This window comes from Pseudomonas sp. Q12-87 (assembly GCF_001269755.1).
GTDB classification, from domain to species: Bacteria; Pseudomonadota; Gammaproteobacteria; order Pseudomonadales; family Pseudomonadaceae; genus Aquipseudomonas; species Aquipseudomonas fluorescens_S.
Genome location: NZ_LHVI01000028.1, coordinates 70,259 through 94,679, shown reverse-complemented (window position 1 = coordinate 94,679; position 24,421 = coordinate 70,259). Strand labels below are relative to the sequence as shown.

Below are 24,421 nucleotides of genomic sequence, written 5' to 3'. Positions count from 1 at the left end.
TCACTTTCCAAGAGCTGTTCGTATGTCCGGGCCACCCCCATCCACCGTTGAGCTTGAGTTCGCCAGGCAACATGACCAGGAGCATGCGCAGGTTTGCTGCCAGCCGGCGCCTCGACGGTTGCGCCTGGCGCTCTGGCGTGACGATCAGATGGTGCGCAATGCCTTGAAAGCGGCCGGCGAGCCGGGGTTGGTGCTGGATGTGGCATGTGGGGCGGGGCGGTACTGGCCGGTGCTGGCCGAGCATGCCAATCGGGTGATCCTGGCGGCGGACTCGTCTGCGGACATGCTCGATCATGCGCTTACCCACCATGGCGGTGCGTTACTCGAACGGGTCAAGACGTTCCCCAGCTCGGCGTTCACCCTTGGGCTGTCGGCGAACGCTGTGGATTGCATTTTTTGTCTGCAACTGTTTCGGCACATCAGCGCCAGCGAGCATCGCCTGGCGTTGCTGCGCGAATTTCATCGGGTCAGTCGTGACACGGTGATCGTGTCGGTTCAAATCGAGGGGCGCCTCAACATCGGCCATTCGGCGCAACGAAGGCTGGCCGTCAAGGCCGAGATTGAAGCCGAGTTCCGCCAGGCCGGTTTCACCGTGCTGTGGCATCAGGATTTCCTGCCCGGTTTTGCGTTGACGCGGGTTTATGTACTGCGTAAGACCGGTTAGATCCGGATGTAGGACTATTCTTGCGTTTGCGAAGGCGATTTCTCTCAGGCTCATGCTCTATGGATGCTCGCAATCGCTGACGGCGATATATACTGCGCGCCATTCTTCAAGGGAGAGCCGTGTGGCCATCGATATTCATTGGATTCGCGACAACGATAGCCTCGGGCAGTTTTGCGCCGAATGGCAACAGTTGCCATTCGTCGCCCTCGACACCGAATTCATGCGGGTCGACACCTTTTATCCGATTGCCGGCCTGCTGCAGATTGGCGACGGCAAGCGTGCCTACCTGATCGACCCCTTGACCATCGACAACTGGCAACCCTTGGCCGCGCTCCTGGAAAACCCGGCGGTGCTCAAGGTGCTCCACGCGTGCAGTGAAGACCTTGAAGTGCTGCTGCGCCTGACCGGCAGCCTGCCCGCGCCCTTGTTCGATACTCAACTGGCCGCCGCCTACCTGAACCTGGGTTTCTCCATGGGTTACTCGCGGCTGGTGCAGGAAGTGCTGGGTATCGAGCTGCCCAAGGGCGAGACCCGGTCTGACTGGTTGCAACGGCCCCTGTCTGACACCCAGATCAGCTACGCCGCGGAGGATGCGGTGCATCTGGCGGAAGTTTTCGTACAGCTGCGTCCAAAACTGTCCGACGAAAAATCTGCCTGGGTATTGGAGGACGGTGCCGAACTGGTGGCCAACCTCCGTCGCGAAGTGGACTCCTATGAGGTTTATCGCGAGGCCAAGCTGGCCTGGAAACTTTCCCGGGCTCAGTTGGCCGTGCTGCGTGAGCTGTGCGCCTGGCGCGAACGCGAGGCGCGCGCCCGTGACCTGCCGCGCAACCGCATCATCCGTGAGCATTCGCTGTGGCCCCTGGCCCGCACGCAGCCGGATAACCTCGGCGCGCTGGCGAAAATCGAAGACATGCATCCGCGTACCGTGCGCCAGGATGGCGAGTTCCTGCTGGATCTGATCAAGCGCGCCGCCAGCGTACCGCCTGAGCAATGGCCCCCGGCCGTGGCCGAGCCATTGCCTATCGAGGCCTCGGCGCTGGTCAAGCGCCTGCGGGCGTTGGGGCAGGCTGAAGCCGAGCGCCTGGGTATCGCACCGGAACTGATGCTGCGCAAGAAAACCCTCGAAGCGCTGATCAAGAGCGGCTTCCCCGAGGGCCCTTACCAATTGCCCGATTCGCTGCGTGGCTGGCGTCGCGAATTGATGGGCCAGGCGCTGCTCGACAGCCTGGCCACTGCCGGAGAACAGCCTTGAAACGTATCTGCTCCATCTACCGAAGCTCGAAGAAAAACGAGATGTACCTGTATGTGCTCAAGAGTGATGCCTTGAAGCGTGTGCCTGAGCCATTGATGGCGGCCTTTGGCAAGGCGATCCATGCCTTCGACCTGGTGCTGAGCCCCGAGCGGGAGCTGTCCCGGGAAGACATTAACAAGGTGCTGGAAAACCTCGACAGCCAGGGTTACCACCTGCAGATGCCACCGGCCGAGGATGAATACATCGAACACCTGCCCGAAGAGTTGCTGCGACGCAACGACCCGGTCTGACGGTATCCTCAGGCACCCGTCCTGGGGGCCTCTTGAAACACTGGAATGATTTATTGGCGATGCCCGCCTGGATGGAGCGACACTCCGTCGGCGGTCGTCCGCACTGTTTTTGAAAGGTTTGATTCATGCGCGTTCTGATTGCCGAACACGACCACGCGGTATACGCCCAGCTGTTGCGCCAGGCTGCACCCGAGATCGAAGTCCTGACCAGCGGCGATTCCGCTGAACTGTCGCGTCTGGCCGCCGATTGCCCGATCTGGCTTGGTCAGCCCGATCTGCTGGCCACCCTGTTGCGTCAGGGTCACCGACCCCTCTGGCTGCAATCAACCTGGGCGGGCATCACGCCGTTACTGGCCGAGGGCCTGACCCGTGATTATCGCTTGACCCGCGCGGTGGGCATTTTTGGCCAGGTGATGGCCGAGTACATACTGACTTATATGCTCGGCCACGAGCGCGAGGTGCTGGCACGCTTGGTCAGCCAGGTCGAGCGCAAGTGGGACAATCGCCAGGGGCAGGGCCTGGCGGGGCGCAAGGTGTTGATCGTCGGGACCGGCGATATCGGCCAGCGCGTGGCCCAATTTCTGCTGCCGTTTGGCGTGCAGTTGTATGGCATTGCCAGCGAAGCCCGTGAGTTGGCCCCATTCATCGAAGTTGGAGCGCTGCAGGATCTGCCTCGGCTGGTGGGTGAGGTGGATTACGTGATCAACTTGCTGCCCAACACCCCCCACACCCACGACCTGTACGACGCGGCGCTGTTCAAGCAGTTCAAGCCCAGCGGGCTGTTCATCAACGTTGGGCGCGGCGTGGCGGTGGTGGACGCGGACCTGGTCCAAGCGTTGAAAGATGGTCATTTGGCCGGTGCGGTCATCGACGTCTGCCGCCAGGAGCCGCTGCCGCAACGCCATCCGTTCTGGACCGCCTGGGGCCTGCTGCTGACCGGCCACAGCTCCGCTCCGACCTCACCGCCAATGATGGTGCAGTTGTTCCTGGAGAACCTGCAGGCCTACCAGGCCGGTGAAACGCTACGCGGGGAAGTGGATTTCAGCCGGGGCTACTGAACCACGATAAGATTCTGTGGGAGCGGGCTTGCTCGCGAAGGCGGTGTGTCAATCAACATATTTGTTGAATGTACTGGCCCCTTCGCGAGCAAGCCCGCTCCCACAGTGGTTGTTTCAGTGATCACTCAATGGGTTTACAAAGTGAAATCACCCTCAGCCACCAGCTCACTCAACGGCCGGCGCGGGCTCGGGGTTTCGCGGGCCTGGAGGTATTCGGCCAGCGTGGATTTGTCGCCCAGCTTGCCAATCGCCACGGCGGCGTGCAGGGCATAGCCTTGCGGGATCTTCAGTTCTTGGCGGGTCAGTTCCTGATCGAAACCGGCCATGCCATGGGTGTGCCAGCCGCTGAGGCTGGCTTGCAGTGCCAGGTGGCCCCAGGCCGCACCGGTGTCGAAGGTGTGGCACAGCGCCGCAGTTTCTTCGGTGGCGCCAGGCACGGCGAAAGTGGTTTTTGACGCAATGATCACCAACGCCGAGGCATGTTGCGCCCAGCCACGGTTGAATTCATTGAGCAGGCCCAGGAAACGCTCCCAGTTCGGCGTGTCGCGGCGCGCATAAAGGAAACGCCACGGTTGCGAGTTGTATGCCGAGGGTGCCCAGCGCGCAGCCTCGAAAAAGCCCAGCAGGGTTTCTTCGGCAATGCCTTCGCCGGTAAAGGCGCGGGGCGACCAGCGCTCGATGAATTGGGGATGAATGGCGTAATCGGCAATGCGGGAGTTAGCGCTCATGGGTTACGTGACCGGATTGAAGAAGTGAATGAAGCAACCTACGTTCCAGCGCACGGCCTGACAAGCCCCGCCATACCGACAGTCGCCAATGCTTGGCCTTGAGAGGCCCCGGCACTAGACTGTCGGCCTTTTCACCATTTGATATTGATACTTGAACCATGGCCGCCAAAGTCGAACCGTTCTGGATACGCAAAACCCTCGATCAGCTCGATTCGCAGGAATGGGAATCGCTGTGCGACGGCTGCGGCCTGTGCTGCCTGCAAAAGCTCGAAGACGAAGACGACAACACCGTCTATTACACACGTATCGCCTGCAAACTGCTGGACCTGAAAACCTGCCAGTGCACCGATTACCCCAACCGTCGGGACTTCGTTCCCGATTGCATCCAGCTCACGCCGGGCAAGGCCGATGAATTCAAATGGCTGCCACCGACCTGCGGTTATCGATTGGTCAGCGAGGGCAAGGACCTGCCTTTGTGGCACCACCTGGTCTGCGGCGACCGTGATGCCGTGCACCATGAACGCATTTCCCAGTCCGGGCGCATGTTGGCCGAAGGCAGCGTGGCGGAAGAGGATTGGGAAGATCATCTGATTTTCCGCGCCGGCTGAATCGCCGGGTATTGCACGACCAGGGAGAATTCATGGCAGCTGGATTGAAACGGATGCTGGCGGCCGGGCTGCTGGCGGTGTGCGGGCCGTTATGGGCGGCGCAGAAAGTCGATCTGGATTATCACGTGCACCTGTTGCCGCAAAGCGATCAGGCCGAGGTGCGCCTGACGTTGGCACGGGGTTCGGCGGTGCGCAGCCTGGATTTCGACCTGGGTGACGGCAGCCGCTACAGCGACTTCAAGGCAGACGGTCAATGGCAGTTGAGTCCCGGCAAGCAAGCGCGCGGCGTCTGGCGTCCAACGGCCGACAAGGCGAGCCTGAGCTACCGGGTGCGTATCGGTCATGCCCGCAAGAACGCCACCTTCGAAACCCGCATGACCCCGACCTGGGCCTTGCTGCGCGGCGATGACCTGGTGCCGTCGGCAAAGCTCGACCAGCAGGACGGCGTCGAACTGGTGGCCCGCCTGGACGTTGAATTGCCCGACGGTTGGACAAGCATCGAGACGCCTTGGCCGCGCATCGGCAAGCAACGCTTTCGCATCGACAACCCTTCGCGGCTGTTCGACCGTCCCACCGGCTGGATGCTTGCCGGCAAGCTTGGCAGCCGTCGCACCCGCCTGGGGGAAACCGAGGTCACCGTGGCCTCGCCCCGGGGCCAGGGCATGCGCCGGATGGATGTTCTGACGCTGTTGACGTTTGTCTGGCCGCAGGTGCAAGCGTTGGTGCCGCGCCATCCGGCCAAATTGTTGATCGTCGGCGCGGGGGACCCGTTGTGGCGCGGCGCCCAGGCCGGCCATGACTCGATCTATCTGCACAGCCGTCCGCCCCTGGTCAGCGAGCGAGGTGCCAGTCCGTTGCTGCGTGAATTGGTGCAGGCGCTTGCGCGTATCAACGACCAGGATCGTAGCGACTGGATCAGCGAAGGGTTGACCGAGTACTACGCCATCGAGCTGCTGCGCCGTGCCGGCGGTATGAGCGATGAACGCTATCAGGTCCTCAATGACCGGCTCGCCCGTGACAGTCGGAGCGTGACGACCTTGCGCGGCGAACAGATCGGCCCCGCGACGGTGGCCAAGGCGGTATTGCTGCTACAGGAACTGGACCGCGAGATTCGCCTGAAGACCCGCAACAAGCGTTCGCTGGATGATGTGTTGCAGGGGGCGATGCGCTTGGAGACAGTCGATACCAAGGAGTTTGTGCAGCTCAGTGAAAGCATCTTGGATGGGCCTTCTACTGTGCTTGATAGCCGGTTACTTCAGTAGTACCGCATTCGCGAGCATGCCCGCTCCCACAGTGGATCTTCAGTGAACACATCATTTGTGTATGACTGGATTACTGTGGGAGCGGGCTTGCTCGCGAAGAGGCTATCAGCCTCACCGCACCTATTGAATCAAAGGCCAGCCCGCGGTGAACTCAGCGAATCATTCCCCGTCACAGTAGCTGTACCCGTCGCCGCCTCGGCATTGGCTTTCATGCGAGTCAGCTCATCACCGGCCTGTTCGATCCGGGCGCGGGCGCTGTTCAGGTTCTGGCGATTCTTCTCCAAAAGCGACTTGGCCGAACAATGCCCGGTGATACCCCTTGCCAATGCCATACCGCCGATAGCCAGTTGAGCCAGACCGATCACACCGCCACGGCGCAGCCCCTTGCCCATCATCAGCACACCGCCAGCCAGTGAGCCAATGCGTTCCCAGCCATGCACGTTCTGTGGCGGATGGGATTGGAACGGGGTGCTCTCGATTGGCTCGAACGGATTGTTATCGCTCATGATCTGTCTCCAGTGTGGGGATTGGTATAAAGCTGACTGCCCGAGCGCTGGCCTTGTTCAATCGGATTTCGCACCGATCAGCGGAATTGCGGCCCCGAACGGGTGTTATTGCCCTTGGCCATGCGGTCGTACAGCACGACATTGACGGTGGCGGCCAGGTTCATGCAACCGGTGGTGGGGATGTACACCACGTCTTCGCACCAGTCACGAATGTCTTTGTCCAGCGAACCGTCTTCGGGGCCAAAGATATACAGCGCCCGGTCCGGGTGCGTGTACTCAGGCAGCGGACGCGCACCGTCCACCAGTTCCACCGCCACCGGCACGCAGCCCAGGGGCAGGATTTTCTTCAGGTCGTCAATGCCAATCAGCGGGATGTCGTAGTGGACCTTCTTGGTATCGGTGACAAAGTCGGCGGCGCGCTCGTAGCGCTTGCCGGTGTAGAACACCGACGCCACGCCGTAGCAGCCGGCGGCGCGCATGACCGAACCGACGTTTTCCGGTGACTTGGGGTTGAACAGACCGATGCAGCTGTAGCGTTTGTTGGCCACGGGCGGGTGCCTTTGGGGAAAAGGCGCGATTATACGGGGAATGGTGGAGGGTGGTCAGTTTCGCGATTGGTGGTGAAGGGTGCATCGCCTTCGCGAGCAAGCTCGCTCCCACAGGGTTTCGTGAGCGTTGGAGAGAGTCAATGGACCAAGCCCGCTCCCCAGGATGCTGGAAATCTCTGTGGGAGCGGGCTTGCTCGCGAAGGCGGCCTTACAGACTGGAAAGCTCTCTGGTAATGACAGCTACTCGTCTTTCTTCATCAACCCGGCCAGCGCCGCAAACGGGTTATGGGTGGCCTTGGCAATTTTTGGAGTGCTCAGGGAGCCGTCGCCGAAATATTGCTGGTCGGTGTAGCGCGAGTGCTCGTTGTCGTGGCAATACAGGCATAGCAGTTCCCAGTTGGAACCGTCCTGCGGGTTATTGTCGTGGTTGTGGTCGCGGTGGTGAACGGTCAATTCACTCAGGCGCTTGCCGGAAAACTCACGGGCGCAGCGGCCGCAGACATGGGGGTACATTTTCAGGGCTTTGTCGCGGTAGCCCATTTCCCGGTCGCGCTGGGCATCGGCGAGGATGCGGTCCAGCTTGGCGGTGTTGGACGGTGGCGTTGACGAACTCATGGGTTCACCTTTGTAGAAAAGACTGATGACGGTTGAGCACAGTTTAGCTTAGCCCTTGAGCTTCTCGGCAATCCAGATGGTGTGACGGGTGCCTTTGTTGCCATGGGCGAACACCTGCACCTCTTCGGCCTTGAAACCGGCCTTCTTCAGTTTGTCGGAAAACTGCCGATCGGCGCTGGCCGACCACACTGCCAGCACACCCTTGGGCCGCAGGGCCTTGGCGCAGGCTGCCAGGCCGCCGGCCGAATACAACCAGCTGTTGGCTTTCTGGGTCAGGCCTTCGGGGCCGTTGTCGACATCCAGCATGATCGCGTCGAAACCCTGGGGCTCGGCTTGCAGCACCTTGGCCACGTCTTCCATGCGAATCACGGTGCGCGGGTCCGACAGCGGTCGCCCGGCCTTTTCTCCCAATGGCCCCCGATTCCACTCCACCACCCCGGGCACCAGCTCGGCCACCACCACCTCGGCGGTCTTGCCCAGGTGCTTGAGCGCCGAGGCGAGGGTGAATCCCATGCCGAGGCCGCCGATCAGCACGCGCGAGCCAGGACGGCCGGCAACCTTGCGGCAGGGAATCTCTGCCAGGGCGTCTTCGGAACCGTGCATGCGGGTATTCATCAACTGCCCGCCGTCACCGCCCTGGATCTTGATGACGAAGTCTTCGCCATACTCGAACAGGCACAGGGCACCGCCGTTATCAGGGATGGGCGTGGTGTCGAGCAGAACGAAACGTTTCATGGATATCTCAAGAGGAGGGCAAACCGGCGCGGTAAGGACTAGCCTGAAGGTAGACAATAGCCACGGAGCCATTGATGAAGTGCATCATTCTAACGGCCATTGCCCTGGCGGCGCTCTCAATAAGTTACGCCCAGGCCCAGCAGCCGACGATTCCGGTCAGCCCCTCCAGCGTCCCTGGCTCGCCAGGCACCGCCACTCCCATGCCGTATCCGCCGGTCACGCCCAACGGCGTGCCCAAAGTGGCCCCGGCGAACGGCGGGCCGCCCTTGCTGCCGCCCATCGAAATGCCCCGGCCGCCCAAGGACCAGCCGATACCGGGCATGGAACCGAAACCGCCGAAGGCCAAGTCGCCGGGTGGCTAGCCCTATAAGCGATGGATTCCTGTGGGAGCGGGCTTGCTCGCGAAAGCGGTGTGTCAGGCAACATGGAGCTGACTGATCCGACGCCTTCGCGAGCAAGCCCGCTCCCACAGGTTCTGGGGTTTTGCGGCTAGACCTGCTGCGACAGCAGCTGCCCATCGGCCATGCGCAGGCGCTTGGACAGGGAGACGGCGAGGGCGCGAATGATTTTGGCGGCGATCTTGGGTGCGTCGTTGAGCATTTTTTCCAACGAATCCTTGCCCAGGTTCAGCAACTGGCAATTGCTGGCGGCAATGCAACTGGCCGAGCGTCGCTCGCCATCGAGCACGGCCATTTCGCCGAATGCCCGGCCGCTGCGCAACGTGGCAATGGTCACCGGTTGGCCGTCGGGGCCGGTTTTCTGCACGGCCACTTGGCCGGTGTGGATGATGCACATGAAGCTGCCGGCATCGCCTTCGCGGAAAATCGCCTCGCCCTCGGCGATGGCACTGATGCTGAAATAGCCCGAGGCTGCGGCGAAGTCCACGGGCAGCAACTGGTCGAACAGACCGCAGTCCATCAGCCAGTCGCGGATTTCTTTGTTCAATAAGGTCGGTTCTGACATATCGTCACGGTCTTTTTCTTGTGGCTGCTACGTGTTTGGGTGAAATACCTGTGGGAGCGGGCTTGCTCGCGAAGACGGTGTGTCAGTCGACACATCAGCTGAATGTCAGTCCGCCTTCGCGAGCAAGCCCGCTCCCACATTTTTGAGGCTGCATCGTTCCCTAAGACCGGGCCGCCCCACGGAGTTCCTCAGGCCAGCCCTAAAACCTTCAAGACAAATGCATATTCGAGCGCTACGTCACGCAATCCCTGGTAGCGACCGCTCATCCCGCCGTGGCCGGCGCCCAGTTCGGTCTTGAGCAGCAACGGGTTGCCGTCGGTCTTGGTGGCCCGCAATTTCGCCACCCACTTGGCGGCTTCCCAGTACTGCACGCGGCTGTCGTTGTAGCCGGCGATGACCAGCAGCGCCGGGTACGCCTGGGCGCTGACGTTTTCGTAGGGGGCGTAGGCGCGTATCCGATCATAGACGTCTGGCTCCTGCGGGTTGCCCCATTCGTCGTATTCGGTGACGGTCAGGGGCAGGTCCGGGTCGAGCATGGTGTTGAGGACATCGACGAACGGCACTTCGGCGATCGCCACCTTGAACAGCTCCGGGCGCTGGTTGAGCACCGCGCCGATCAACAGGCCACCGGCGCTGCCGCCGCTGATCGCCAACTGCTCGGCAGTGGTGAAACCGTTGGCAATCAAATGCTCGGCGCAGGCGATGAAATCACTGAATGTGTTGGGCTTGTGCTCCTGCTTGCCGGCGCGGTACCAGGCTTCCCCCAGCTCGCCACCGCCGCGCACGTGGGCGATGGCAAACGCCACGCCACGATCGAGCAGGCTCAGCCGTGAGTGGGAAAACCACGGGTCGAGGCTTTCGCCATAGGCGCCGTAGCCGTACAGATACAGCGGCACAGGTTTGCCGAGGGTTTCGCGCTTGACCACCAGGCTGATGGGCACTTGCGTGCCGTCCGGTGCCGTGGCCCATAGCCGCTGGCTGACGTAGGCATCGGCGTCGAATGGGCCGAGCACCGGCGTTTGCTTGAGGACGACCTGTTCGCCACTGGCCAGGTCCAGTTGGCGGATCTGTGCCGGGCGGTTCAGGGCCTCGTAGCGCAGGCGAATGCGCTCGCTGACGAACTCCAGGCTGTTCTGCACATGCAGGCTGTAGGCCGCGTCCGGCAGTTGCACCCGATACGCCGGCAAGCCCTGTGGATGAACTTCGATGATGGGCAGGCCGCCTTCACGCAAGCTCAGGGTCAAGGCCCCGGCGTTCAGGCTCAGGCCGTCGATCATCACGGTGTCGCTGTGGGCGATCAGGTTCTGCCAGTCGGCCTCGGTCGGTGCCACGCCGGTATCGGCGGCCTGGTACAGCGCGAAATTGATGCCGTCGCGGTTGCTGCGGATCAACCACGCCCACTGGCCATCGAGCAGGCCGTGGTCGACGTCGTATTCATGGTTTTCCCGCCGTGGCGCCAGGCAGGTGAAGGGCTGCTGCGGTTGCGCGGCGTCCAGCACCCAGATTTCGCTGGTGGTCTTGCTGCCCAGGGACAGGATCAGTTGCCGTTCAGAGCTTGAACGGTAGCAATGCAGGAAGAAACGCCCGTCCGGCTCATGGAACACCTCTTCGGCGGCAGTGCCATCCAGGCGATAGCGCCAGAGTTTGTGCGGGCGGTGGGTCTCGTCCAGCTCGCCGAAAAACAGCGTCAGGCTGTCGTTGGCCCAAGTCATGCTGCCGTCACAGTCCTCGAAGGACAGTTCACTGACCTTGTCGTTGGATAATTCCTTCACGAACAGCGTGTAGATCTCATCGCCCGAGGTATCCAGGCTGTAGGCCAGGCGCTGGTGGTCGGGGCTGATGCTGAAGGCGCCGAGGGAAAAGAAACCGCCGCCGGCCAGCTCGTTCGGGTCCAGCAGCAATTGTTCGCGGCTTTCGTCCACGGTCAGGCTGTCGTCGGCCGGACGCGGGCAGCGGTAGTGGCGCGGGTATTCATCACCGGCCGTGGTGCGGGTGTAATACAAGTAGGGGCCCCAGGGCGAGGGCAGGGACAGGTCCGTCTCGAGGATCCGGCCCTTGATCTCCTGGAACAAGGTTTCGCGCAGTCCGGCCTGGTCGGCAAGTTGCGCCTCCTGATAGCTGTTTTCAGCCTTGAGGTAGTCGAGCACGGCGTCGGTGTCGCGCTCCTGCAGCCAGGCGTACGGGTCAACACCCGGGTCCTTGCGGGCGATCGGGGCGTTGGAAACGTGGGCAGATAGGGACATGGAAGACTCTCGAACATTGTACGAAAAAGGGACCAGCGGCCGGCCTGGTTAGTTCTGTCCAGTCCATCGAACCGGACACACCGGCCACTGTGCAGACACCGGGGCAGCCTGACGAGCGAAAAGCCGTTACTATAAGCGTCTCTTTGCCTGCCTTGCCATGGACACCATGACCGAGAACGACTATCTGATCGCCTGGGGCCTCTACGCCTTCGCCGCCCTGGGCTGCCTGCTGGTGTGGATGCGCATGACCCGCTGGATGTGGCGTTGGTTGCGCGAGCCGCTGCGGCTGTTGATGGCGGTGTTGCTGTTCAGCCCCACCATTGTCGACCCTGTGAAGGACAAGGTCGCCCCGGCCGTGGCCATTGTCGCCCTGGACGCGTTGTTCAAGGTTGGCAACAACGCCTGGCGGGCCGTGTCCGATCTGCTCATGTACGGCATGATCGCTTTCGGCCTCTACCTGGTTCTGGTGTTGATCCGCTTTCCTATCGAGCGTGCATCCAACGCTCGCAAGGAGCGCGCTGCCGCCGCAAAAGCCGCTGCCGCCGCCGATGAACCGCAAGACGAGCCGCCGTTCGGCGTGGCCGGGGATGATCGCTACGGTCGCCCGCCCGTGCCGAGCAACCCCCAGCGTTCGCGTATCGAACCGCGCCTGTAGCAGGCCTGCCCCTTGAAGCGAGAGTTCGAGCATGTGTGAGTTATTGGGCATGAGTGCCAATGTGCCGACCGATATCGTGTTCAGCTTCACCGGGCTGATGCAGCGCGGTGGCAAGACCGGGCCACACCGCGACGGCTGGGGCATCGCTTTCTACGAAGGCCGTGGTCTGCGCCTGTTCCAGGACCCGGCCGCGAGCAGCGAGTCGGAAGTGGCAAACCTGGTGCAGCGTTATCCAATCAAGAGCGAAGTGGTGATCGGCCACATTCGCCAGGCCAACGTCGGCAAGGTCTGCCTGTCCAACACCCACCCATTCGTGCGAGAGCTGTGGGGGCGCAACTGGTGTTTCGCCCACAACGGCCAACTCGCCGATTTCCAGCCGGGTGTGAGCTTCTATCGCCCGGTCGGCGATACCGACAGTGAAGCGGCGTTTTGCGACCTGCTCAACCGCGTGCGCGGGGCATTTCCGGAACCGGTTGAGGTCGAGCAACTGTTACCTTCGCTGCTTGAGGCCTGCGCCGAATACCGCAGCAAAGGCGTGTTCAATTGCCTGCTGAGCGATGGTGACTGGCTGTTCTGCTATTGCTCGACCAAACTGGCCCAGATCACCCGCCGCGCGCCGTTCGGCCCGGCGAGGCTCAAGGATGTGGATGTAATCGTCGATTTCCAGGCTGAAACCACGCCCAACGATGTGGTCACCGTGATCGCCACCGAACCCTTGACCGAAAACGAAAACTGGACCCGCTATGAACCGGGCCAATGGAGCCTGTGGCGACGCGGCGAATGCGTCAGTCACGGTCGGACCGAATAAGGACGTCACGTTATGCTGCTCAGTTATCTACGCCTGGTGTTGTTCGCGGTGGGCCTGCTGGTCGGGGTGCAAGTACCGGGCTTCATCAACGACTATGCCAAACGGGTCGAAGCCCACCTGATCGAGGCGCAGACCGGCCTGCAAGGGTTCCAGGGCACCGCCAATCAGTTTTTCAAAGGCGACATGCAGGCCCTGGTGGCTCATTACCGTGCCAGCGAAGACCCGATCTTTCGCAGCGACGCCGACAGCCTGAACACCTTGCTGGTGCGTCAGCAGGCCCTGGACAAGCAATTCCAGGCGATGCAGGGGCCGTGGTACATCCGCCTGCTGCAAGTGGCGTTGGCCGCCGATCCGGACATTCGCAAGGAAACCTGGAATGGCTACAGCTACCAGATCCTGCTCACGCCCGAGGCGATGATCTGGGGCATCAGCGGCGCCATGCTGTTGTCGTTCGGCCTGGAATGCCTGTTCCGCCTGATCGATTGGGTGGTGCTGGGTGGCAAGCGCCTGCGCCAGAGCCGACCGATTGAAGAGCGGGATTTGCGCGGGCTCTGATTGCACCGCGGTCGAAGTGCTTTTGTGGCGAGGGGATTTATCCCCGCTGGGCTGCGAAGCAGGCCTCAATGCAGCACTAGAAATGATCCTGCCTGACACATGTGGTGGCCTTATCAGGGCCGCTTCGCAGCCCAACGGGAATAAATCCCCTCGCCACAACGGTGTGCAGCTGGGCCACAACGGTGTTCAGTCAGACTCACCGATGCAACCAATCAACTTTTTCTTATGACCCAACCAAGGTTTTATTCGTTGGACGCGATGGCGTGCCCGCTCAAGAATCGGGGCATCCGGTCTCTACGTTTGCGTCGTCGAGGCTTAGAACAATAAAACTGCGGAGAACCACCATGAGTGCACCCGACACGCTCGGCGTCCCCACCCCCCAGGCCCGTTCCGGGCCGTTTGACTGGTATCGCAACATCAACCAGCAGGAGCGTCGGACATTCTGGAGTTGCAAGGTTGGCTACGCCTTGGACGGCATGGACACGCAGATGCTCAGTTTCGTCGTGCCGACGCTGATCGCGATGTGGGGCATCACCACCGGGCAGGCGGGACTGATCCACACCAGCACGCTGATCGCCTCGGCCATCGGCGGCTGGGTGGCGGGCATCCTCTCGGACCGCATCGGTCGGGTGCGCACCCTGCAACTGACGGTGCTGTGGTTCGCGTTCTTCACCTTCCTGTGTGGCTTTGCCCAGAGCTACGAACAGTTGCTGATCGCCCGCACCCTGATGGGCTTCGGCTTCGGCGGCGAATGGACCGCCGGTGCGGTGCTGATGGGCGAAGTGATTCGCGCCAAGGACCGTGGCAAGGCGGTGGGCATGGTGCAGTCGGGTTGGGCGCTGGGCTGGGGCATGACGGCGATCCTGTATGCGTTGTTGTTCTCGGTGCTACCGCCGGAAGACGCCTGGCGCGCCTTGTTCATCCTCGGCATCGTCCCAGCGATATTCGTGATTTTCGTCCGTCGGCTGGTCAAGGATCCGGAAGTCTATAACCAGGCCAAGGCCCGGCAAACGCCAAGCAACCCGGCCAAGTTCTATGAAATTTTCGCTCCCGGCATTCTCTTCACCACCATCCGCGCCTCGCTGCTGACTACCGGTGCCCTGGGTGGTTATTACGCGATTACCTCGTGGTTGCCGACGTTCCTGAAAAATGAGCGCGGCTTGAGCGTATTGAGCACCGGCGGATACCTGGCAATGGTGATCGTCGGTTCCTACGTCGGTTACGTCATCAGTGCGTATCTGTCGGACATCCTCGGGCGTAAGAAAAATTTCGTCCTGTTCGCTGTCGGCTCGTTCACTATTGTGCTGCTGTACACCCAAGTGCCGGTGAGCAATAACGTGATGCTCTGGCTGGGCTTTCCCCTGGGGTTCTTCGCGTCTGGGATGTTCAGCGGCATGGGCTCGTTCCTTACCGAACTGTTCCCTACGCGGATCCGCGGGTCGGGGCAGGGCTTCTGCTACAACATTGGCCGGGCGGTGGCGGCACTGTTCCCGCTGTTGATCGGCCTGCTGAGCCAGAAAGTACCACTGAGCGTGGGCATCGGCGCCTTCGCCGCGGTGTCTTACGGCGTGGTGATCCTGGCGGCCCTGAGCCTGCCGGAAACCCAAGGCAAGCAGTTGGAAGCCGAATAACCGATAAGCGGCGAGGCTGTTGTCCCGCTGTTAAATAAAAAAGATCCTACAGGAGCGTTCACCGTGAACCGCCTGCTATTGAACTGCGACATCGGCGAAAGCTTCGGCAACTGGACCATGGGTCTGGACGCCGAGGTGATGCCCTTCATCGATTGCGCCAACATCGCCTGTGGCTTCCACGCCGGCGACCCAAGCATCATGCGCAAGACTGTCAGCCTGGCCCTGGGCCATGGCGTGCGGATCGGGGCGCACCCGGCCTATCAGGACCTGGCAGGTTTCGGCCGCCGTTCCATGGCCTATGGCGCCCAGGAACTGCAGGACCTGTTGCATTACCAGATCGGCGCGCTCGACGGCATCTGCCGGGCCCAGGGCGGACGGGTCAGCTACGTCAAGCCCCACGGGGCGATGTACAACGACATGATGGCCAACCCGGCGCAACTGCGCGCGGTGATCCAGGCGGTGGCCGCCTACGACTCGTCGCTGCCCTTGATGCTCATGGCGACCCGGGACAATGGCGCAGCCCAAGCCTTGGGCGATGAATACGGCTTGACCCTGTGGTTCGAAGCCTTCGCCGATCGTGCCTATGACAGTGCCGGTCATCTGGTGTCGCGACAAACGCCGGGTGCGGTACACCACGATCCGGCGGTCATCATCGAGCAAGCCCTGACCATCGCTCGCGGCGATGCGCTGACCGCCAATGACGGCAGCGCATTGCACCTGAGGGCCAACACCTTGTGCGTGCACGGTGACAACGCCAGTTCCGTGGCCGCGGTGCAACGTATTCGCGAAGCCCTGGACCGGCAGAGCGCGCCATGAAGCCACGCCTGGAAGTGGTGGCGGTGGACTGCCTGATGGTGCGCCTGTTCGATGAAATCGCCGAAGCCAATATGCCGTGGATGCTCGCGGCCAGCGAGCGCTTGCGAGCCGTATTCGCCGAACATCTGATCGACTTGGTGCCGTCCTATACCACGCTGATGGTGCATTACGATTTGCTCGCCTTGACGCCCTCGCAGGCTCGGGAGCTGGTTCACGAAGCATTGAATGGTCTTTCACCCGATGCCCGCATGGCCGGCCAATGCCATGTACTGCCGGTGTGGTACGACCCTTGTGTCGGGCCAGAATTGGGCCTGCTGTCGAGCCGCAGCGGGTTGACGGTGGAGCAAGTGATCCGCCGCCACAGCGAGCGTGAATACCAAGTGTTCGCCCTGGGTTTCGCGCCAGGGTTCGCCTTCATGGGGCTGGTCGACGAAGTGCTGGCCGCGCCGCGCCTCGGCACGCCGCGCAAGCGCGTGGCGGCAGGTAGCGTCGGGATTGCCGAGCGTCAGACCGCGGCGTATCCGGTCGTGTCGCCTGGTGGCTGGAACCTGATCGGTCGTACCCCGGCCAAACTGTTTGATCGCGAGCGTGACGGCTACAGCCTGATGCAACCTGGCGATACCGTGCGTTTCGCTGCCATAGACCATGCCGAATTCGTTGCGCTGGGCGGCGATGACACACCGCTGGAGGTCCAGGCATGAGCCGTTTATCGATCCAGGCCAGCACCCCGCTGTGCCTGTTGCAGGACGCCGGCCGTTTCGGTGTTAGACATCTGGGCGTGACCCAGGGCGGCGCCGCGGACTGGCTATCGATGGCCTGGGCCAACTGGATGCTCGGTAATCCCTTGGGCGCGGCGGCGGTGGAAATCACCCTTGGCGGCTTTACGGTGCTGGCCGAAGACGATTGCGTGCTGGCGCTGGCCGGGGCGGACCTGGGGGCACGAATCGATGGCCAGCCAGTCGCTTCGTGGCGTTTTTTCAGCCTGCGTAAAGGACAGTCCCTGGCGCTTACCCAGCCTGTGCTCGGCGCCCGGGCCTACCTGGCCGCTCCCGGCGGATTCGATGCGCCGGCGGTGCTGGGCAGCCGGGCGACGGTGGTGCGCGAGGAACTGGGTGGCCTGGACGGCCGGGGCAGGGCGCTGGAGCGCGGTGCGCACCTGAGCTACTCAGGCTCGGCAACGCCGCGGCCCATGCCGCACAGGTTGATTCCGGATTTCCAACAGACCGCGCCGCTGGACTTGATCCTGGGGGCGCAGAATGGCGAGTTCGCGGGACAGAGCTTGTTCGATGCGTTCAACAGCCTATGGACGCTGGACAGCCGCGCCGACCGCATGGGTATGCGGCTTTTGGGCAAGGCGCTGGAATACCAGGGGGCGCCGATGATTTCCGAAGGCATCCCGCTGGGCGCCGTGCAGGTACCCCCGGATGGCCAGCCGATCGTGCTGCTCAACGACCGGCAGACGATTGGCGGCTATCCACGCCTGGGCGCCCTGACGCCATTGGCCCTGGCGCGGCTGGCGCAATGCCTGCCAGGAACGCAGGTGCGGTTGCGACCGGTGGTGCAGGAGGTTGCGCATCGGCAGCAGGTGGAGTGTTTGCAGGTGTTTTTGAAGCGCTGAAAAGCTTCGCGAGCAAGCTCGCTCCCACACTGGATCTCCGTCGTACATAAGATCCCTGTAGGAGCGGGCTTGCTCGCGAAGAGGTCCTGTCAGGCAACAAAGATCTACTTGGAAAGAAACCGCATCCCTTCCTCCAACCCCCGCAAGGTCAGCGGGTACATCCGGTCTTCCACCAACTCGCGCACGATGTTGGTCGAAGCGGTGTAGCCCCAAGTGTCCTTGGGGTACGGATTGATCCAGATGAGCTTCTTGTACTTCTCCATGAAACGCTGCATCCACACGTAACCGGCTTCTTCGTTCCAGTGTTCGACGCTGCCGCCGGCCTGGGTGATTTCATAAGGGGCCATGGCGGCGTCACCGATGAAAATCACTTTGTAGTCGGCGCCGTACTTGTGCAGCAGGTCCTGGGTCGAGGTGCGCTCGGAGGTGCGGCGCAGGTTGTTCTTCCACACCGACTCGTAGACGAAGTTGTGGAAGTAGAAATATTCCAGGTGCTTGAACTCGGTCTTGCAGGCTGAGAACAGTTCTTCGCAGATCTTCACGTGAGCGTCCATCGAGCCGCCGATATCGAACAGCAACAACAACTTCACGGTGTTGCGTCGCTCCGGGCGCATCTGGATGTTCAAGAGGCCTGCGTCCCGGGAGGTGTGGTCGATGGTGCCGTCGATGTCCAACTCTTCAGCCGCACCCTGGCGGGCGAACTTGCGCAGGCGACGCAGGGCGATCTTGATGTTGCGGGTGCCCAGCTCCACTTGGTCGTCGAGGTTCTTGTACTCGCGCTGATCCCAGACTTTCACGGCCTTGCCTTGACGCTTGCCCGCGTCGCCGACACGAATGCCCTCGGGGTTGAAACCGCCGGAGCCGAACGGGCTCGTGCCGCCAGTGCCGATCCACTTGTTGCCGCCAGCGTGGCGTTCCTTCTGTTCTTCGAGGCGTTTCTTGAATTCTTCGATGAGTTTGTCCAGACCGCCCAAGGACTGGATCTGCGCCCGTTCTTCGTCAGTCAGCGAACGCTCGAATTCCTTGCGCAACCAGTCTTCGGGAATCAGCGCCTGGAGATGATCGTCGAGTTTTTCCAAGCCGTTGAAATACGCAGCGAAGGCCCGGTCGAACTTGTCGAAATGCCGTTCGTCTTTGACCAGGATCGCCCTGGACAGGTAATAAAACTCGTCCATGTCGGCGAAGATCACCCGCTGTTTCAGCGCATTGATCAGGTCCAGCAGTTCGCGCACCGACACGGGCACCTTGGCGGCGCGCATCTCATTGAACAGGTTAAGCAGCATGGCAATCGCCCTCGCTCTTGTTAACGAAGAGGATCAGCGCGTGCCGCGACGGCTCATGAACGCCAGGCGCTCGAGCAATTGCACATCCTGTTCGTTCTTTACCAGGGCACCGGCCAATGGCGGGATGGCTTTGGTCGGATCACGTTCGCGCAACACCGCTTCGCCGATGTTGTCGGCCATCAACAGCTTGAGCCAGTCCACCAGTTCGGAAGTGGAAGGTTTTTTCTTCAGGCCCGGTACCTTGCGCACGTCGAAGAACACGTCCAGCGCTTCGCTGACCAGGTCTTTCTTGATGTCCGGATAGTGCACGTCGACGATTTTCTGCAGGGTGACGCGGTCGGGGAAGGCGATGTAGTGGAAGAAGCAGCGGCGCAGGAATGCGTCCGGCAGTTCTTTTTCGTTGTTGGAGGTAATGATGATGATCGGTCGCTGCTTGGCCTTGATGGTTTCATCGGTCTCATAAACGTAGAACTCCATCTTGTCGAGTTCTTGCAGCAGGTCGTTGGGGAACTCGATGTCGGCCTTGTCGATTTCGTCGATCAGCAGAATCACTCGCTCCTCGGACTCGAAGGCTTCCCAGAGCTTGCCCTTTTTCAAGTAGTTGCGCACGTCATGGACCTTGTCCACGCCCAGCTGCGAATCGCGCAGGCGGCTGACCGCGTCGTACTCATACAAACCCTGGTGGGCCTTGGTGGTGGACTTGATATGCCAAGTGATCAGTCGCGCGCCGAAGGACTCGGCCAGTTGTTCGGCCAACATGGTCTTGCCAGTGCCCGGCTCGCCCTTGACCAGCAACGGCCGCTCCAAGGTGATAGCGGCATTCACGGCCAGTTTCAGATCATCGGTGGCCACGTAGGCGCTGGTGCCTTCGAACTTCATCTGCAGTTTCCTCGAGCGGGGTCGACGGCCTGGCGGGGCAGGGCGCACGAAATAAATGACATGCCCCGACTATAACGCGAGGTCCCGCCGACTGTGAACGCAGACGCCGTATTCAGTCTCTGAATGGGGCGTCACATGTTGACTCAGTCTCGGCTGCTTGCCAGTATTGCATATCGCCAATTTGGCGATATGTTTGACGCATGACAACTAAATATCGATCAAAAATACGTACCGCATTCAACTGCGCGAAAGGGATCACCCACCGCCCCATGTCCACCTCACCGGCGGCGGATTGGACGTGGTCCTGAGCCTGGAAACCGTCGAAGTGATGGTGGGCCGGGCGCCGCCGTTGATCATCAAAGAAGCGCTGGACTGGGTCAGGGGCCATCAGGTGCAATTGTTGGAGGATTGGCAACGATGCTGTCGATGAAACGACCGCGGCTCTCGACCGTGCAGGTTTTATTGCCGTTCAGTCTCGAACTGACGTTCATCAACGGACAAGAATTGACGCTGGACCTGAGCGTCGATGTGCAACGTTACCCAGGCTTGCGCCCGTTGCTTGAAGAGGAGGCGTTTGGCGGTGCGACCTTGGGCGACGATGGCTGGAGCGTGGAATGGCCCGAACTGGATATCCAGATCGGTGCCGATACGTTGTACCTGGACGCGCTGGCGCAAAACGCCGTGGATGAAAATACCCGCATCTTCATCAGTTGGCGCGCCCGTACCGGCCTGCCGCTGAACAAAGCGGCCGAAGCCCTTGGGGTCAGTGCTCGTAGTATCAGTCGCTACAGCAGCGGGCGTGAGGCGGTACCGCGTTCGCTGGCCCTCGCGTGCCTGGGTTGGGACTCGCTGCAGCGTGGAACGGCAATAGCGGCGGCGGAGCCGGTCGGCAGCTGTGCTGTCACGCGCAAGTCCTAGTCGTTGGAGGGCGCTGGCTGCTCGTAGCGAGCGTTGAACGCCTGGACGAAACCGTTGCGCAGGATTTGCAAAAAGGCTTCGAAGGCGCTGATGTCCTGCTGATGAACGTTGCCGCTGAGCTCCACCCGGGTTGCGAACTGGTTCTTGCGCTGGTTCTTCAAGGCCGTTTCGCCCGTCCCTACCAAGGCTTCCCAGACCGAACGGAAGATGTTCTTGTTTTTGTTTTCCACATCCTGCTGCCAGTCGAATACATCCACGTCCCGCAACAATGGCTTGATATAGCCGCTGAGCTTGGCGTTATCGGCCTGGGCCTCGATTACCACGTCGCCGTGGCCGGCATTGAAATCGAATTTGCCGTAGGCCGCGGCGAAATCGTTCAGACGCTTGAGTTCGATGTTCCGGGCCCGCAGACGGAAGTCGAAATCCTCGAAATTGCTCAGCGGGTCGAAGGTGGCTTGCACCTCAAGCGGCGCGTGTTCGGCCACCAGGGCCTTGCCCTCGAAGCGGGCGTCGCGCTTGCCTTCGGTGTCGACGACGTTGGTCAGGTTGTAGAAGCTGGCATCGACGTCCGTGGCTCGCAGATTGACCGGTGGCTTGGAGTTGAAGTTGCGGAAGGTGAGCTTGCCGTCCCTGATCCGCACTTCGTTGAACGTGATCGGCAGCAATTTGCTCAGTTGCTCGCGCCAGTTGGTGCCCTGGCCGGTCTGGGAGTCCTGTCGATTGGTCCCGCCGTCGACGAAATTTACTTCGGGGCGGGCGAACTCCGCTTCGGCCACCACCGCATGGTCGTACCACAGCGAGTGCCAACTGACCGACAGATCGACCAGCGGCGCATCGACGAACGGTACCGGGACCTTGCCGTCGACCTTGACGATTTTCAGGCCGTTGATCCGATAGGCCCCGCGCCAGAGGGCCAAGTCCACGTCGGTGACCTGTCCGCGGTAATCGCCCATGTCGGCCAGCTTGTCGTTGAGGTAGTCGCGCACCAGGTAAGGCAGCGTGAAGTGCAGGGCCACCAGCACCGCAACGATGGCGGCGAGCCCCCACAGGGGCCAGCTGTATCGACGCTTCATGGCAATCAGTCTCCAGCGTTATTAAAGCCATTGACTGTTGTAACAACTGGAACGTTCGGTGCAACTGGACGCCCTTTAGCAACAGGCTTACCTTTAAGCGCTTAAATTCCCGCTGCATTAAGGACCCCAGCCATGAGCCGCATATTCGCTGACAACGCCCATTCCATTGGCAACACGCCCTTGGTGCAGATCAACCGCATTGCCCCGCGCGGCGTGACCATCCTGGCCAAGATCGAAGGGCGTAACCCAGGTTATTCGGTCAAGTGCCGTATCGGCGCGAACATGATCTGGGACGCTGAAAGCTCGGGCAAGCTGCGGCCTGGCATGACTATCGTCGAGCCAACCTCCGGCAATACCGGCATTGGGCTTGCCTTCGTCGCCGCCGCCCGCGGCTACAAGCTGACGCTGACCATGCCGGCCTCCATGAGCATCGAACGACGCAAAGTGCTCAAGGCCCTGGGCGCCGAGTTGGTGCTGACGGAACCGGCCAAGGGAATGAAAGGGGCCATCGAAAAGGCTGCCGAGATCCTCGCCGGCGATCCATCCAAATACTTCATGCCGCAGCAGTTCGATAACCCGGCGAACCCGGCAATCCATGAAAAAACCACCGGGCCGGAAATCTGGAACGATACTGATGGTGCGGTGGATGTCCTGGTCGCGGGCGTGGGCACCGGCGGAACCATTACCGGCGTGTCGCGGTATATTAAGAACACCTGCGGCAAACCGATTCTCTCGGTAGCCGTCGAACCCGAGTCTTCACCGGTCATTACCCAGGCGATGGCGGGGCAGGAGATCAAGCCCAGCCCTCACAAGATCCAGGGGATTGGCGCCGGGTTCGTGCCAAAGAACCTCGACCTGTCGATTGTCGACCAGGTCGAGCGAGTCACCGACGAGGAGTCCAAGGCCATGGCCCTGCGCCTGATGCAGGAAGAAGGCATTCTCTGCGGGATCTCCTGTGGCGCGGCGATGGCCGTGGCGGTGCGCCTGGCGGAAAAACCGGAAATGCAAGGCAAGACCATCGTCGTGATCCTGCCGGACTCGGGCGAGCGGTATCTGTCGAGCATGTTGTTCAGCGATCTGTTTACCGAGCAGGAGATTCAACAGTAACGGCAACGGATACGGTGGGCGCTCTTGTGGCGAGGGAGCTTGCTCCCGCTGGGGTGCGAAGCACCCCTAAACAGGCGATCCGCATCAAGTCGCAGGCGCCTGCTTCGCAGTCGAGCGGGAGCAAGCTCCCTCGCCACAGAAGCCCTTGCTCCTTGATGTGGTGGGCGGGATCGGGAAAGACGTTTGACCGACGTCAGCCAACGTTCAGGTCAAGCATGTTAAGAAGGGCATTGTTGCGTGATTTTCAACAGTGAATGTTGCGTCGGGCGGTTTCTTGGCCAGGCTGCGATCTATAACATGGCCGGCTGCTGCGTCGGGCTGATGGCGTTGCGTCAGTTGTTTTTGGACAAGGAGTTGTAAAATGACCGTTTCGTTTGTCGCCAAGGCCTCGGTGTTGCTGCTGTTTTTGGGCAGCACGCTTTATGTGCATCTGCGCGGTAAGGCGCGTTTGCCGGTCTTGCGCCAGTTCGTCAACCACTCGGCATTGTTCGCGCCCTATAACGCCTTGATGTACCTGTTTTCCGGCGTGCCCTCGAAGCCTTACCTGGACCGCAGCAAATTTCCCGAGCTGGACGTGCTCAAGGACAACTGGCAAGTCATCCGCGACGAGGCCATGCACCTGTTTGACGAGGGATACATCCGCGCGGCGGAAAAGAACAACGATGCCGGTTTTGGTTCGTTCTTCAAGAAAGGTTGGAAGCGCTTCTACCTCAAGTGGTACGACAAAGCGCTGCCGTCGGCTGAATTGCTGTGCCCCCGCACCGTCGAGCTGGTCAACCGGATCCCCAATGTCCGGGGGGCAATGTTTGCCTTGCTGCCGGGCGACAGCCACTTGAATCCCCACCGTGATCCGTTCGCCGGCTCCTTGCGCTATCACCTGGGGCTGTCCACGCCCAATTCCGATGACTGCCGGATTTTCGTCGATGGGCAGATCTATGCCTGGCGCGACGGCGAAGACGTCATGTTCGATGAGACCTATGTGCACTGGGTCAAGAATGAAACGCCGCAAACCCGCGTAATCCTGTTCTGTGACGTTGAGCGCCCGCTGAAAAGCCGGTTGATGACCCGTCTCAACCGTGCCATCAGCGCCTTTCTCGGCCGCGCTACCGCGCCGCAGAACCTCGATGACGAACGTGTCGGCGGGATTAACCGCGCTTATGCTTGGAGCAAGTCGTTCAGCGACGGCATCAGCGGTAGGGTCAAGCAATTCAAACGCAAGCACCCCAAGGCCTACCGGGTGATGCGGCCGATATTGGCGGTCGCGGTGCTGACGGCCCTTGGCTACTGGTTATTCGTTTAAACATTGCGTAACACTTCGAGCGCTGGTTATAGTCAGCGCTCTTGGGTTTTCGAACCCACCCTCCAAGAGATCGGCTCATGCCTGCATCCCCTGTCATCGCGGTTGTCGTTCCAGCGTTCAGCGCTGGCGTCGTGCCGTGCGGGAATCAGCAGCCTGCGCAGATCGGTCAATACCCCCCACCTGCCAGTAACCCACCGGTGTACGCCGTCGTATCACCGCCGGGTGTTGGCGCCAAGGGCTGATCGGCAACTGCTGTCATCCCCTGTGCTCGCCTGGAACAACTACTGGACTTCAGCCTCGGCT

General features: G+C 61.3%; 29 protein-coding genes and 1 pseudogene. 20 read left to right on the top strand and 10 right to left on the bottom strand.

Annotation, left to right across the window (positions count from 1 at the left end; translation table 11 throughout):
- The first annotated feature begins 22 nt into the window (after positions 1-22).
- The 4 genes from AD663_RS19880 to AD663_RS19865 all read left to right on the top strand — a co-directional run bounded on the left by AD663_RS19880 (position 23) and on the right by AD663_RS19865 (position 3,267).
- A complete protein-coding gene (locus AD663_RS19880) occupies positions 23-664 on the top strand; it encodes a class I SAM-dependent methyltransferase (protein ID WP_003184268.1) in 642 nt (213 codons plus the stop codon).
- Between the two features lie 121 nt (positions 665-785).
- A complete protein-coding gene (rnd, locus tag AD663_RS19875; protein WP_053214409.1) occupies positions 786-1,919 on the top strand; it encodes a ribonuclease D in 1,134 nt (377 codons plus the stop codon).
- The gene (locus AD663_RS19870; RefSeq protein WP_003184263.1) at positions 1,916-2,209 is read left to right on the top strand and encodes a YcgL domain-containing protein; all 294 of its coding nucleotides are present in this window, start codon (positions 1,916-1,918) and stop codon (positions 2,207-2,209) included. Before rnd ends, AD663_RS19870 begins: the two co-directional genes overlap by 4 nt.
- A gap of 125 nt (positions 2,210-2,334) precedes the next feature.
- Positions 2,335-3,267: a D-2-hydroxyacid dehydrogenase gene (locus AD663_RS19865; protein ID WP_053214408.1), complete on the top strand. Its 933-nt coding sequence runs from the start codon at positions 2,335-2,337 to the stop codon at positions 3,265-3,267.
- A 134-nt stretch (positions 3,268-3,401) separates the two neighbouring features.
- On the opposite strand, the gene AD663_RS19860 is transcribed toward AD663_RS19865, so the two are convergent.
- Positions 3,402-3,995 carry a nitroreductase family protein gene (locus AD663_RS19860; RefSeq protein ID WP_003184258.1) on the bottom strand — a complete coding sequence of 198 codons (594 nt, stop codon included), beginning with the start codon at positions 3,993-3,995 and terminating at the stop codon, positions 3,402-3,404.
- 158 nt (positions 3,996-4,153) lie between these two features.
- On the opposite strand from AD663_RS19860, the gene AD663_RS19855 reads away from it, so the two are divergent.
- Together AD663_RS19855 and AD663_RS19850 are read left to right on the top strand one after the other, a co-directional pair.
- On the top strand, positions 4,154-4,603 hold the full coding sequence (locus tag AD663_RS19855) for a YcgN family cysteine cluster protein (protein ID WP_053214407.1): 450 nt from the start codon (positions 4,154-4,156) through the stop codon (positions 4,601-4,603).
- A gap of 32 nt (positions 4,604-4,635) precedes the next feature.
- Positions 4,636-5,865, top strand: a complete 1,230-nt coding sequence (locus AD663_RS19850) for a hypothetical protein (protein WP_053214406.1) — start codon at positions 4,636-4,638, stop codon at positions 5,863-5,865.
- Between the two features lie 128 nt (positions 5,866-5,993).
- On the opposite strand, the gene AD663_RS19845 is transcribed toward AD663_RS19850, so the two are convergent.
- The 4 genes from AD663_RS19845 to AD663_RS19830 form a co-directional block, all read right to left on the bottom strand.
- Complete coding sequence (locus AD663_RS19845) at positions 5,994-6,371, bottom strand: DUF2892 domain-containing protein (RefSeq protein WP_003184253.1); 378 nt, start codon at positions 6,369-6,371, stop codon at positions 5,994-5,996.
- A gap of 77 nt (positions 6,372-6,448) precedes the next feature.
- Entirely contained in the window at positions 6,449-6,919 is a 471-nt protein-coding gene (locus tag AD663_RS19840; protein ID WP_003184248.1) for an RNA methyltransferase, read from the bottom strand.
- A gap of 240 nt (positions 6,920-7,159) precedes the next feature.
- A complete protein-coding gene (locus AD663_RS19835; protein WP_003184246.1) occupies positions 7,160-7,534 on the bottom strand; it encodes a YajD family HNH nuclease in 375 nt (124 codons plus the stop codon).
- Positions 7,535-7,582: 48 nt separating this feature from the next.
- On the bottom strand, positions 7,583-8,269 hold the full coding sequence (locus tag AD663_RS19830) for a spermidine synthase (RefSeq protein WP_003184244.1): 687 nt from the start codon (positions 8,267-8,269) through the stop codon (positions 7,583-7,585).
- Between the two features lie 74 nt (positions 8,270-8,343).
- Here AD663_RS19830 and AD663_RS28575 point away from each other — a divergent pair, with 74 nt between their 5' ends.
- Positions 8,344-8,631, top strand: a complete 288-nt coding sequence (locus AD663_RS28575; RefSeq protein ID WP_083455181.1) for a hypothetical protein — start codon at positions 8,344-8,346, stop codon at positions 8,629-8,631.
- 127 nt (positions 8,632-8,758) lie between these two features.
- Here the strand turns inward: AD663_RS28575 and AD663_RS19820 are convergent, their stop codons facing one another.
- On the bottom strand, positions 8,759-9,232 hold the full coding sequence (locus AD663_RS19820; RefSeq protein WP_003184242.1) for a cyclic nucleotide-binding domain-containing protein: 474 nt from the start codon (positions 9,230-9,232) through the stop codon (positions 8,759-8,761).
- Positions 9,233-9,420: 188 nt separating this feature from the next.
- Positions 9,421-11,475, bottom strand: coding sequence for a S9 family peptidase (locus AD663_RS19815; RefSeq protein ID WP_053214404.1), 2,055 nt, complete (start codon positions 11,473-11,475; stop codon positions 9,421-9,423).
- Between the two features lie 157 nt (positions 11,476-11,632).
- Between AD663_RS19815 and AD663_RS19810 the strand changes: the two genes are divergently transcribed.
- From AD663_RS19810 to AD663_RS19780, 7 genes are all read left to right on the top strand, one after another.
- Positions 11,633-12,130 (top strand): hypothetical protein, encoded by a 498-nt coding sequence (locus AD663_RS19810; protein WP_003184240.1) that lies wholly within the window; start codon positions 11,633-11,635, stop codon positions 12,128-12,130.
- A gap of 31 nt (positions 12,131-12,161) precedes the next feature.
- Positions 12,162-12,938 (top strand): class II glutamine amidotransferase, encoded by a 777-nt coding sequence (locus tag AD663_RS19805; RefSeq protein ID WP_003184239.1) that lies wholly within the window; start codon positions 12,162-12,164, stop codon positions 12,936-12,938.
- A gap of 12 nt (positions 12,939-12,950) precedes the next feature.
- Positions 12,951-13,493: a DUF2937 family protein gene (locus AD663_RS19800; RefSeq protein ID WP_003184238.1), complete on the top strand. Its 543-nt coding sequence runs from the start codon at positions 12,951-12,953 to the stop codon at positions 13,491-13,493.
- Positions 13,494-13,837: 344 nt separating this feature from the next.
- Positions 13,838-15,124 carry an MFS transporter gene (locus AD663_RS19795; protein WP_003184235.1) on the top strand — a complete coding sequence of 429 codons (1,287 nt, stop codon included), beginning with the start codon at positions 13,838-13,840 and terminating at the stop codon, positions 15,122-15,124.
- Positions 15,125-15,187: 63 nt separating this feature from the next.
- Positions 15,188-15,940 carry a 5-oxoprolinase subunit PxpA gene (locus AD663_RS19790; RefSeq protein WP_003184233.1) on the top strand — a complete coding sequence of 251 codons (753 nt, stop codon included), beginning with the start codon at positions 15,188-15,190 and terminating at the stop codon, positions 15,938-15,940.
- Positions 15,937-16,641 carry a 5-oxoprolinase subunit PxpB gene (gene pxpB / locus AD663_RS19785; RefSeq protein ID WP_003184232.1) on the top strand — a complete coding sequence of 235 codons (705 nt, stop codon included), beginning with the start codon at positions 15,937-15,939 and terminating at the stop codon, positions 16,639-16,641. Before AD663_RS19790 ends, pxpB begins: the two co-directional genes overlap by 4 nt.
- On the top strand, positions 16,638-17,558 hold the full coding sequence (locus AD663_RS19780) for a biotin-dependent carboxyltransferase family protein (RefSeq protein ID WP_053214403.1): 921 nt from the start codon (positions 16,638-16,640) through the stop codon (positions 17,556-17,558). Before pxpB ends, AD663_RS19780 begins: the two co-directional genes overlap by 4 nt.
- Before the next feature lie 104 nt (positions 17,559-17,662).
- Here the strand turns inward: AD663_RS19780 and AD663_RS19775 are convergent, their stop codons facing one another.
- Together AD663_RS19775 and AD663_RS19770 are read right to left on the bottom strand one after the other, a co-directional pair.
- Positions 17,663-18,841, bottom strand: a complete 1,179-nt coding sequence (locus AD663_RS19775) for a VWA domain-containing protein (RefSeq protein WP_053214402.1) — start codon at positions 18,839-18,841, stop codon at positions 17,663-17,665.
- Between the two features lie 33 nt (positions 18,842-18,874).
- Entirely contained in the window at positions 18,875-19,720 is an 846-nt protein-coding gene (locus AD663_RS19770) for a MoxR family ATPase (RefSeq protein WP_003184225.1), read from the bottom strand.
- Positions 19,721-19,920: 200 nt separating this feature from the next.
- On the opposite strand from AD663_RS19770, the pseudogene AD663_RS19765 reads away from it, so the two are divergent.
- Positions 19,921-20,150: pseudogene (locus tag AD663_RS19765) on the top strand (DUF4160 domain-containing protein).
- Positions 20,138-20,638, top strand: a complete 501-nt coding sequence (locus AD663_RS19760) for a DUF2442 domain-containing protein (RefSeq protein ID WP_053214401.1) — start codon at positions 20,138-20,140, stop codon at positions 20,636-20,638. The pseudogene AD663_RS19765 and the gene AD663_RS19760 overlap by 13 nt, the downstream one beginning before the upstream one ends.
- Here the strand turns inward: AD663_RS19760 and AD663_RS19755 are convergent.
- Positions 20,635-21,711: a DUF748 domain-containing protein gene (locus tag AD663_RS19755; protein WP_053214400.1), complete on the bottom strand. Its 1,077-nt coding sequence runs from the start codon at positions 21,709-21,711 to the stop codon at positions 20,635-20,637. The two genes, AD663_RS19760 and AD663_RS19755, sit on opposite strands and share 4 nt — an antisense overlap.
- Positions 21,712-21,843: 132 nt before the next feature.
- Between AD663_RS19755 and cysK the strand changes: the two genes are divergently transcribed.
- From cysK to AD663_RS29110, 4 genes are all read left to right on the top strand, one after another.
- Positions 21,844-22,818, top strand: coding sequence for a cysteine synthase A (gene cysK, locus AD663_RS19750; protein ID WP_003184219.1), 975 nt, complete (start codon positions 21,844-21,846; stop codon positions 22,816-22,818).
- A 237-nt stretch (positions 22,819-23,055) separates the two neighbouring features.
- Positions 23,056-23,178 carry a hypothetical protein gene (locus AD663_RS29405; RefSeq protein ID WP_256217232.1) on the top strand — a complete coding sequence of 41 codons (123 nt, stop codon included), beginning with the start codon at positions 23,056-23,058 and terminating at the stop codon, positions 23,176-23,178.
- Between the two features lies 1 nt (position 23,179).
- The gene (locus AD663_RS19745) at positions 23,180-24,118 is read left to right on the top strand and encodes an aspartyl/asparaginyl beta-hydroxylase domain-containing protein (protein WP_003184217.1); all 939 of its coding nucleotides are present in this window, start codon (positions 23,180-23,182) and stop codon (positions 24,116-24,118) included.
- Between the two features lie 77 nt (positions 24,119-24,195).
- Positions 24,196-24,360: a hypothetical protein gene (locus AD663_RS29110; RefSeq protein WP_172680621.1), complete on the top strand. Its 165-nt coding sequence runs from the start codon at positions 24,196-24,198 to the stop codon at positions 24,358-24,360.
- The last annotated feature ends 61 nt before the right edge of the window (positions 24,361-24,421 follow it).

What these genes read in the sequence shown, in the direction of transcription:
- AD663_RS28575 (WP_083455181.1), top strand. Translation starts at nt 8,344, where the DNA reads ATGAAGTGCATCATTCTAACGGCCATTGCCCTGGCGGCGCTCTCAATA.
- AD663_RS19780 (WP_053214403.1), top strand. Translation starts at nt 16,638, where the DNA reads ATGAGCCGTTTATCGATCCAGGCCAGCACCCCGCTGTGCCTGTTGCAG.
- AD663_RS19775 (WP_053214402.1), bottom strand. Translation starts at nt 18,841, where the DNA reads ATGCTGCTTAACCTGTTCAATGAGATGCGCGCCGCCAAGGTGCCCGTG.
- AD663_RS19855 (WP_053214407.1), top strand. Translation starts at nt 4,154, where the DNA reads ATGGCCGCCAAAGTCGAACCGTTCTGGATACGCAAAACCCTCGATCAG.
- cysK (WP_003184219.1), top strand. Translation starts at nt 21,844, where the DNA reads ATGAGCCGCATATTCGCTGACAACGCCCATTCCATTGGCAACACGCCC.
- AD663_RS19845 (WP_003184253.1), bottom strand. Translation starts at nt 6,371, where the DNA reads ATGAGCGATAACAATCCGTTCGAGCCAATCGAGAGCACCCCGTTCCAA.
- AD663_RS19815 (WP_053214404.1), bottom strand. Translation starts at nt 11,475, where the DNA reads ATGTCCCTATCTGCCCACGTTTCCAACGCCCCGATCGCCCGCAAGGAC.
- AD663_RS19820 (WP_003184242.1), bottom strand. Translation starts at nt 9,232, where the DNA reads ATGTCAGAACCGACCTTATTGAACAAAGAAATCCGCGACTGGCTGATG.
- AD663_RS19880 (WP_003184268.1), top strand. Translation starts at nt 23, where the DNA reads ATGTCCGGGCCACCCCCATCCACCGTTGAGCTTGAGTTCGCCAGGCAA.
- AD663_RS19770 (WP_003184225.1), bottom strand. Translation starts at nt 19,720, where the DNA reads ATGAAGTTCGAAGGCACCAGCGCCTACGTGGCCACCGATGATCTGAAA.
- AD663_RS19795 (WP_003184235.1), top strand. Translation starts at nt 13,838, where the DNA reads ATGAGTGCACCCGACACGCTCGGCGTCCCCACCCCCCAGGCCCGTTCC.
- pxpB (WP_003184232.1), top strand. Translation starts at nt 15,937, where the DNA reads ATGAAGCCACGCCTGGAAGTGGTGGCGGTGGACTGCCTGATGGTGCGC.
- AD663_RS19850 (WP_053214406.1), top strand. Translation starts at nt 4,636, where the DNA reads ATGGCAGCTGGATTGAAACGGATGCTGGCGGCCGGGCTGCTGGCGGTG.
- AD663_RS19800 (WP_003184238.1), top strand. Translation starts at nt 12,951, where the DNA reads ATGCTGCTCAGTTATCTACGCCTGGTGTTGTTCGCGGTGGGCCTGCTG.
- AD663_RS19760 (WP_053214401.1), top strand. Translation starts at nt 20,138, where the DNA reads ATGCTGTCGATGAAACGACCGCGGCTCTCGACCGTGCAGGTTTTATTG.
- AD663_RS29110 (WP_172680621.1), top strand. Translation starts at nt 24,196, where the DNA reads ATGCCTGCATCCCCTGTCATCGCGGTTGTCGTTCCAGCGTTCAGCGCT.
- AD663_RS19810 (WP_003184240.1), top strand. Translation starts at nt 11,633, where the DNA reads ATGGACACCATGACCGAGAACGACTATCTGATCGCCTGGGGCCTCTAC.
- AD663_RS19860 (WP_003184258.1), bottom strand. Translation starts at nt 3,995, where the DNA reads ATGAGCGCTAACTCCCGCATTGCCGATTACGCCATTCATCCCCAATTC.
- AD663_RS19835 (WP_003184246.1), bottom strand. Translation starts at nt 7,534, where the DNA reads ATGAGTTCGTCAACGCCACCGTCCAACACCGCCAAGCTGGACCGCATC.
- AD663_RS19745 (WP_003184217.1), top strand. Translation starts at nt 23,180, where the DNA reads ATGACCGTTTCGTTTGTCGCCAAGGCCTCGGTGTTGCTGCTGTTTTTG.
- AD663_RS19805 (WP_003184239.1), top strand. Translation starts at nt 12,162, where the DNA reads ATGTGTGAGTTATTGGGCATGAGTGCCAATGTGCCGACCGATATCGTG.
- AD663_RS19830 (WP_003184244.1), bottom strand. Translation starts at nt 8,269, where the DNA reads ATGAAACGTTTCGTTCTGCTCGACACCACGCCCATCCCTGATAACGGC.
- AD663_RS19755 (WP_053214400.1), bottom strand. Translation starts at nt 21,711, where the DNA reads ATGAAGCGTCGATACAGCTGGCCCCTGTGGGGGCTCGCCGCCATCGTT.
- AD663_RS19865 (WP_053214408.1), top strand. Translation starts at nt 2,335, where the DNA reads ATGCGCGTTCTGATTGCCGAACACGACCACGCGGTATACGCCCAGCTG.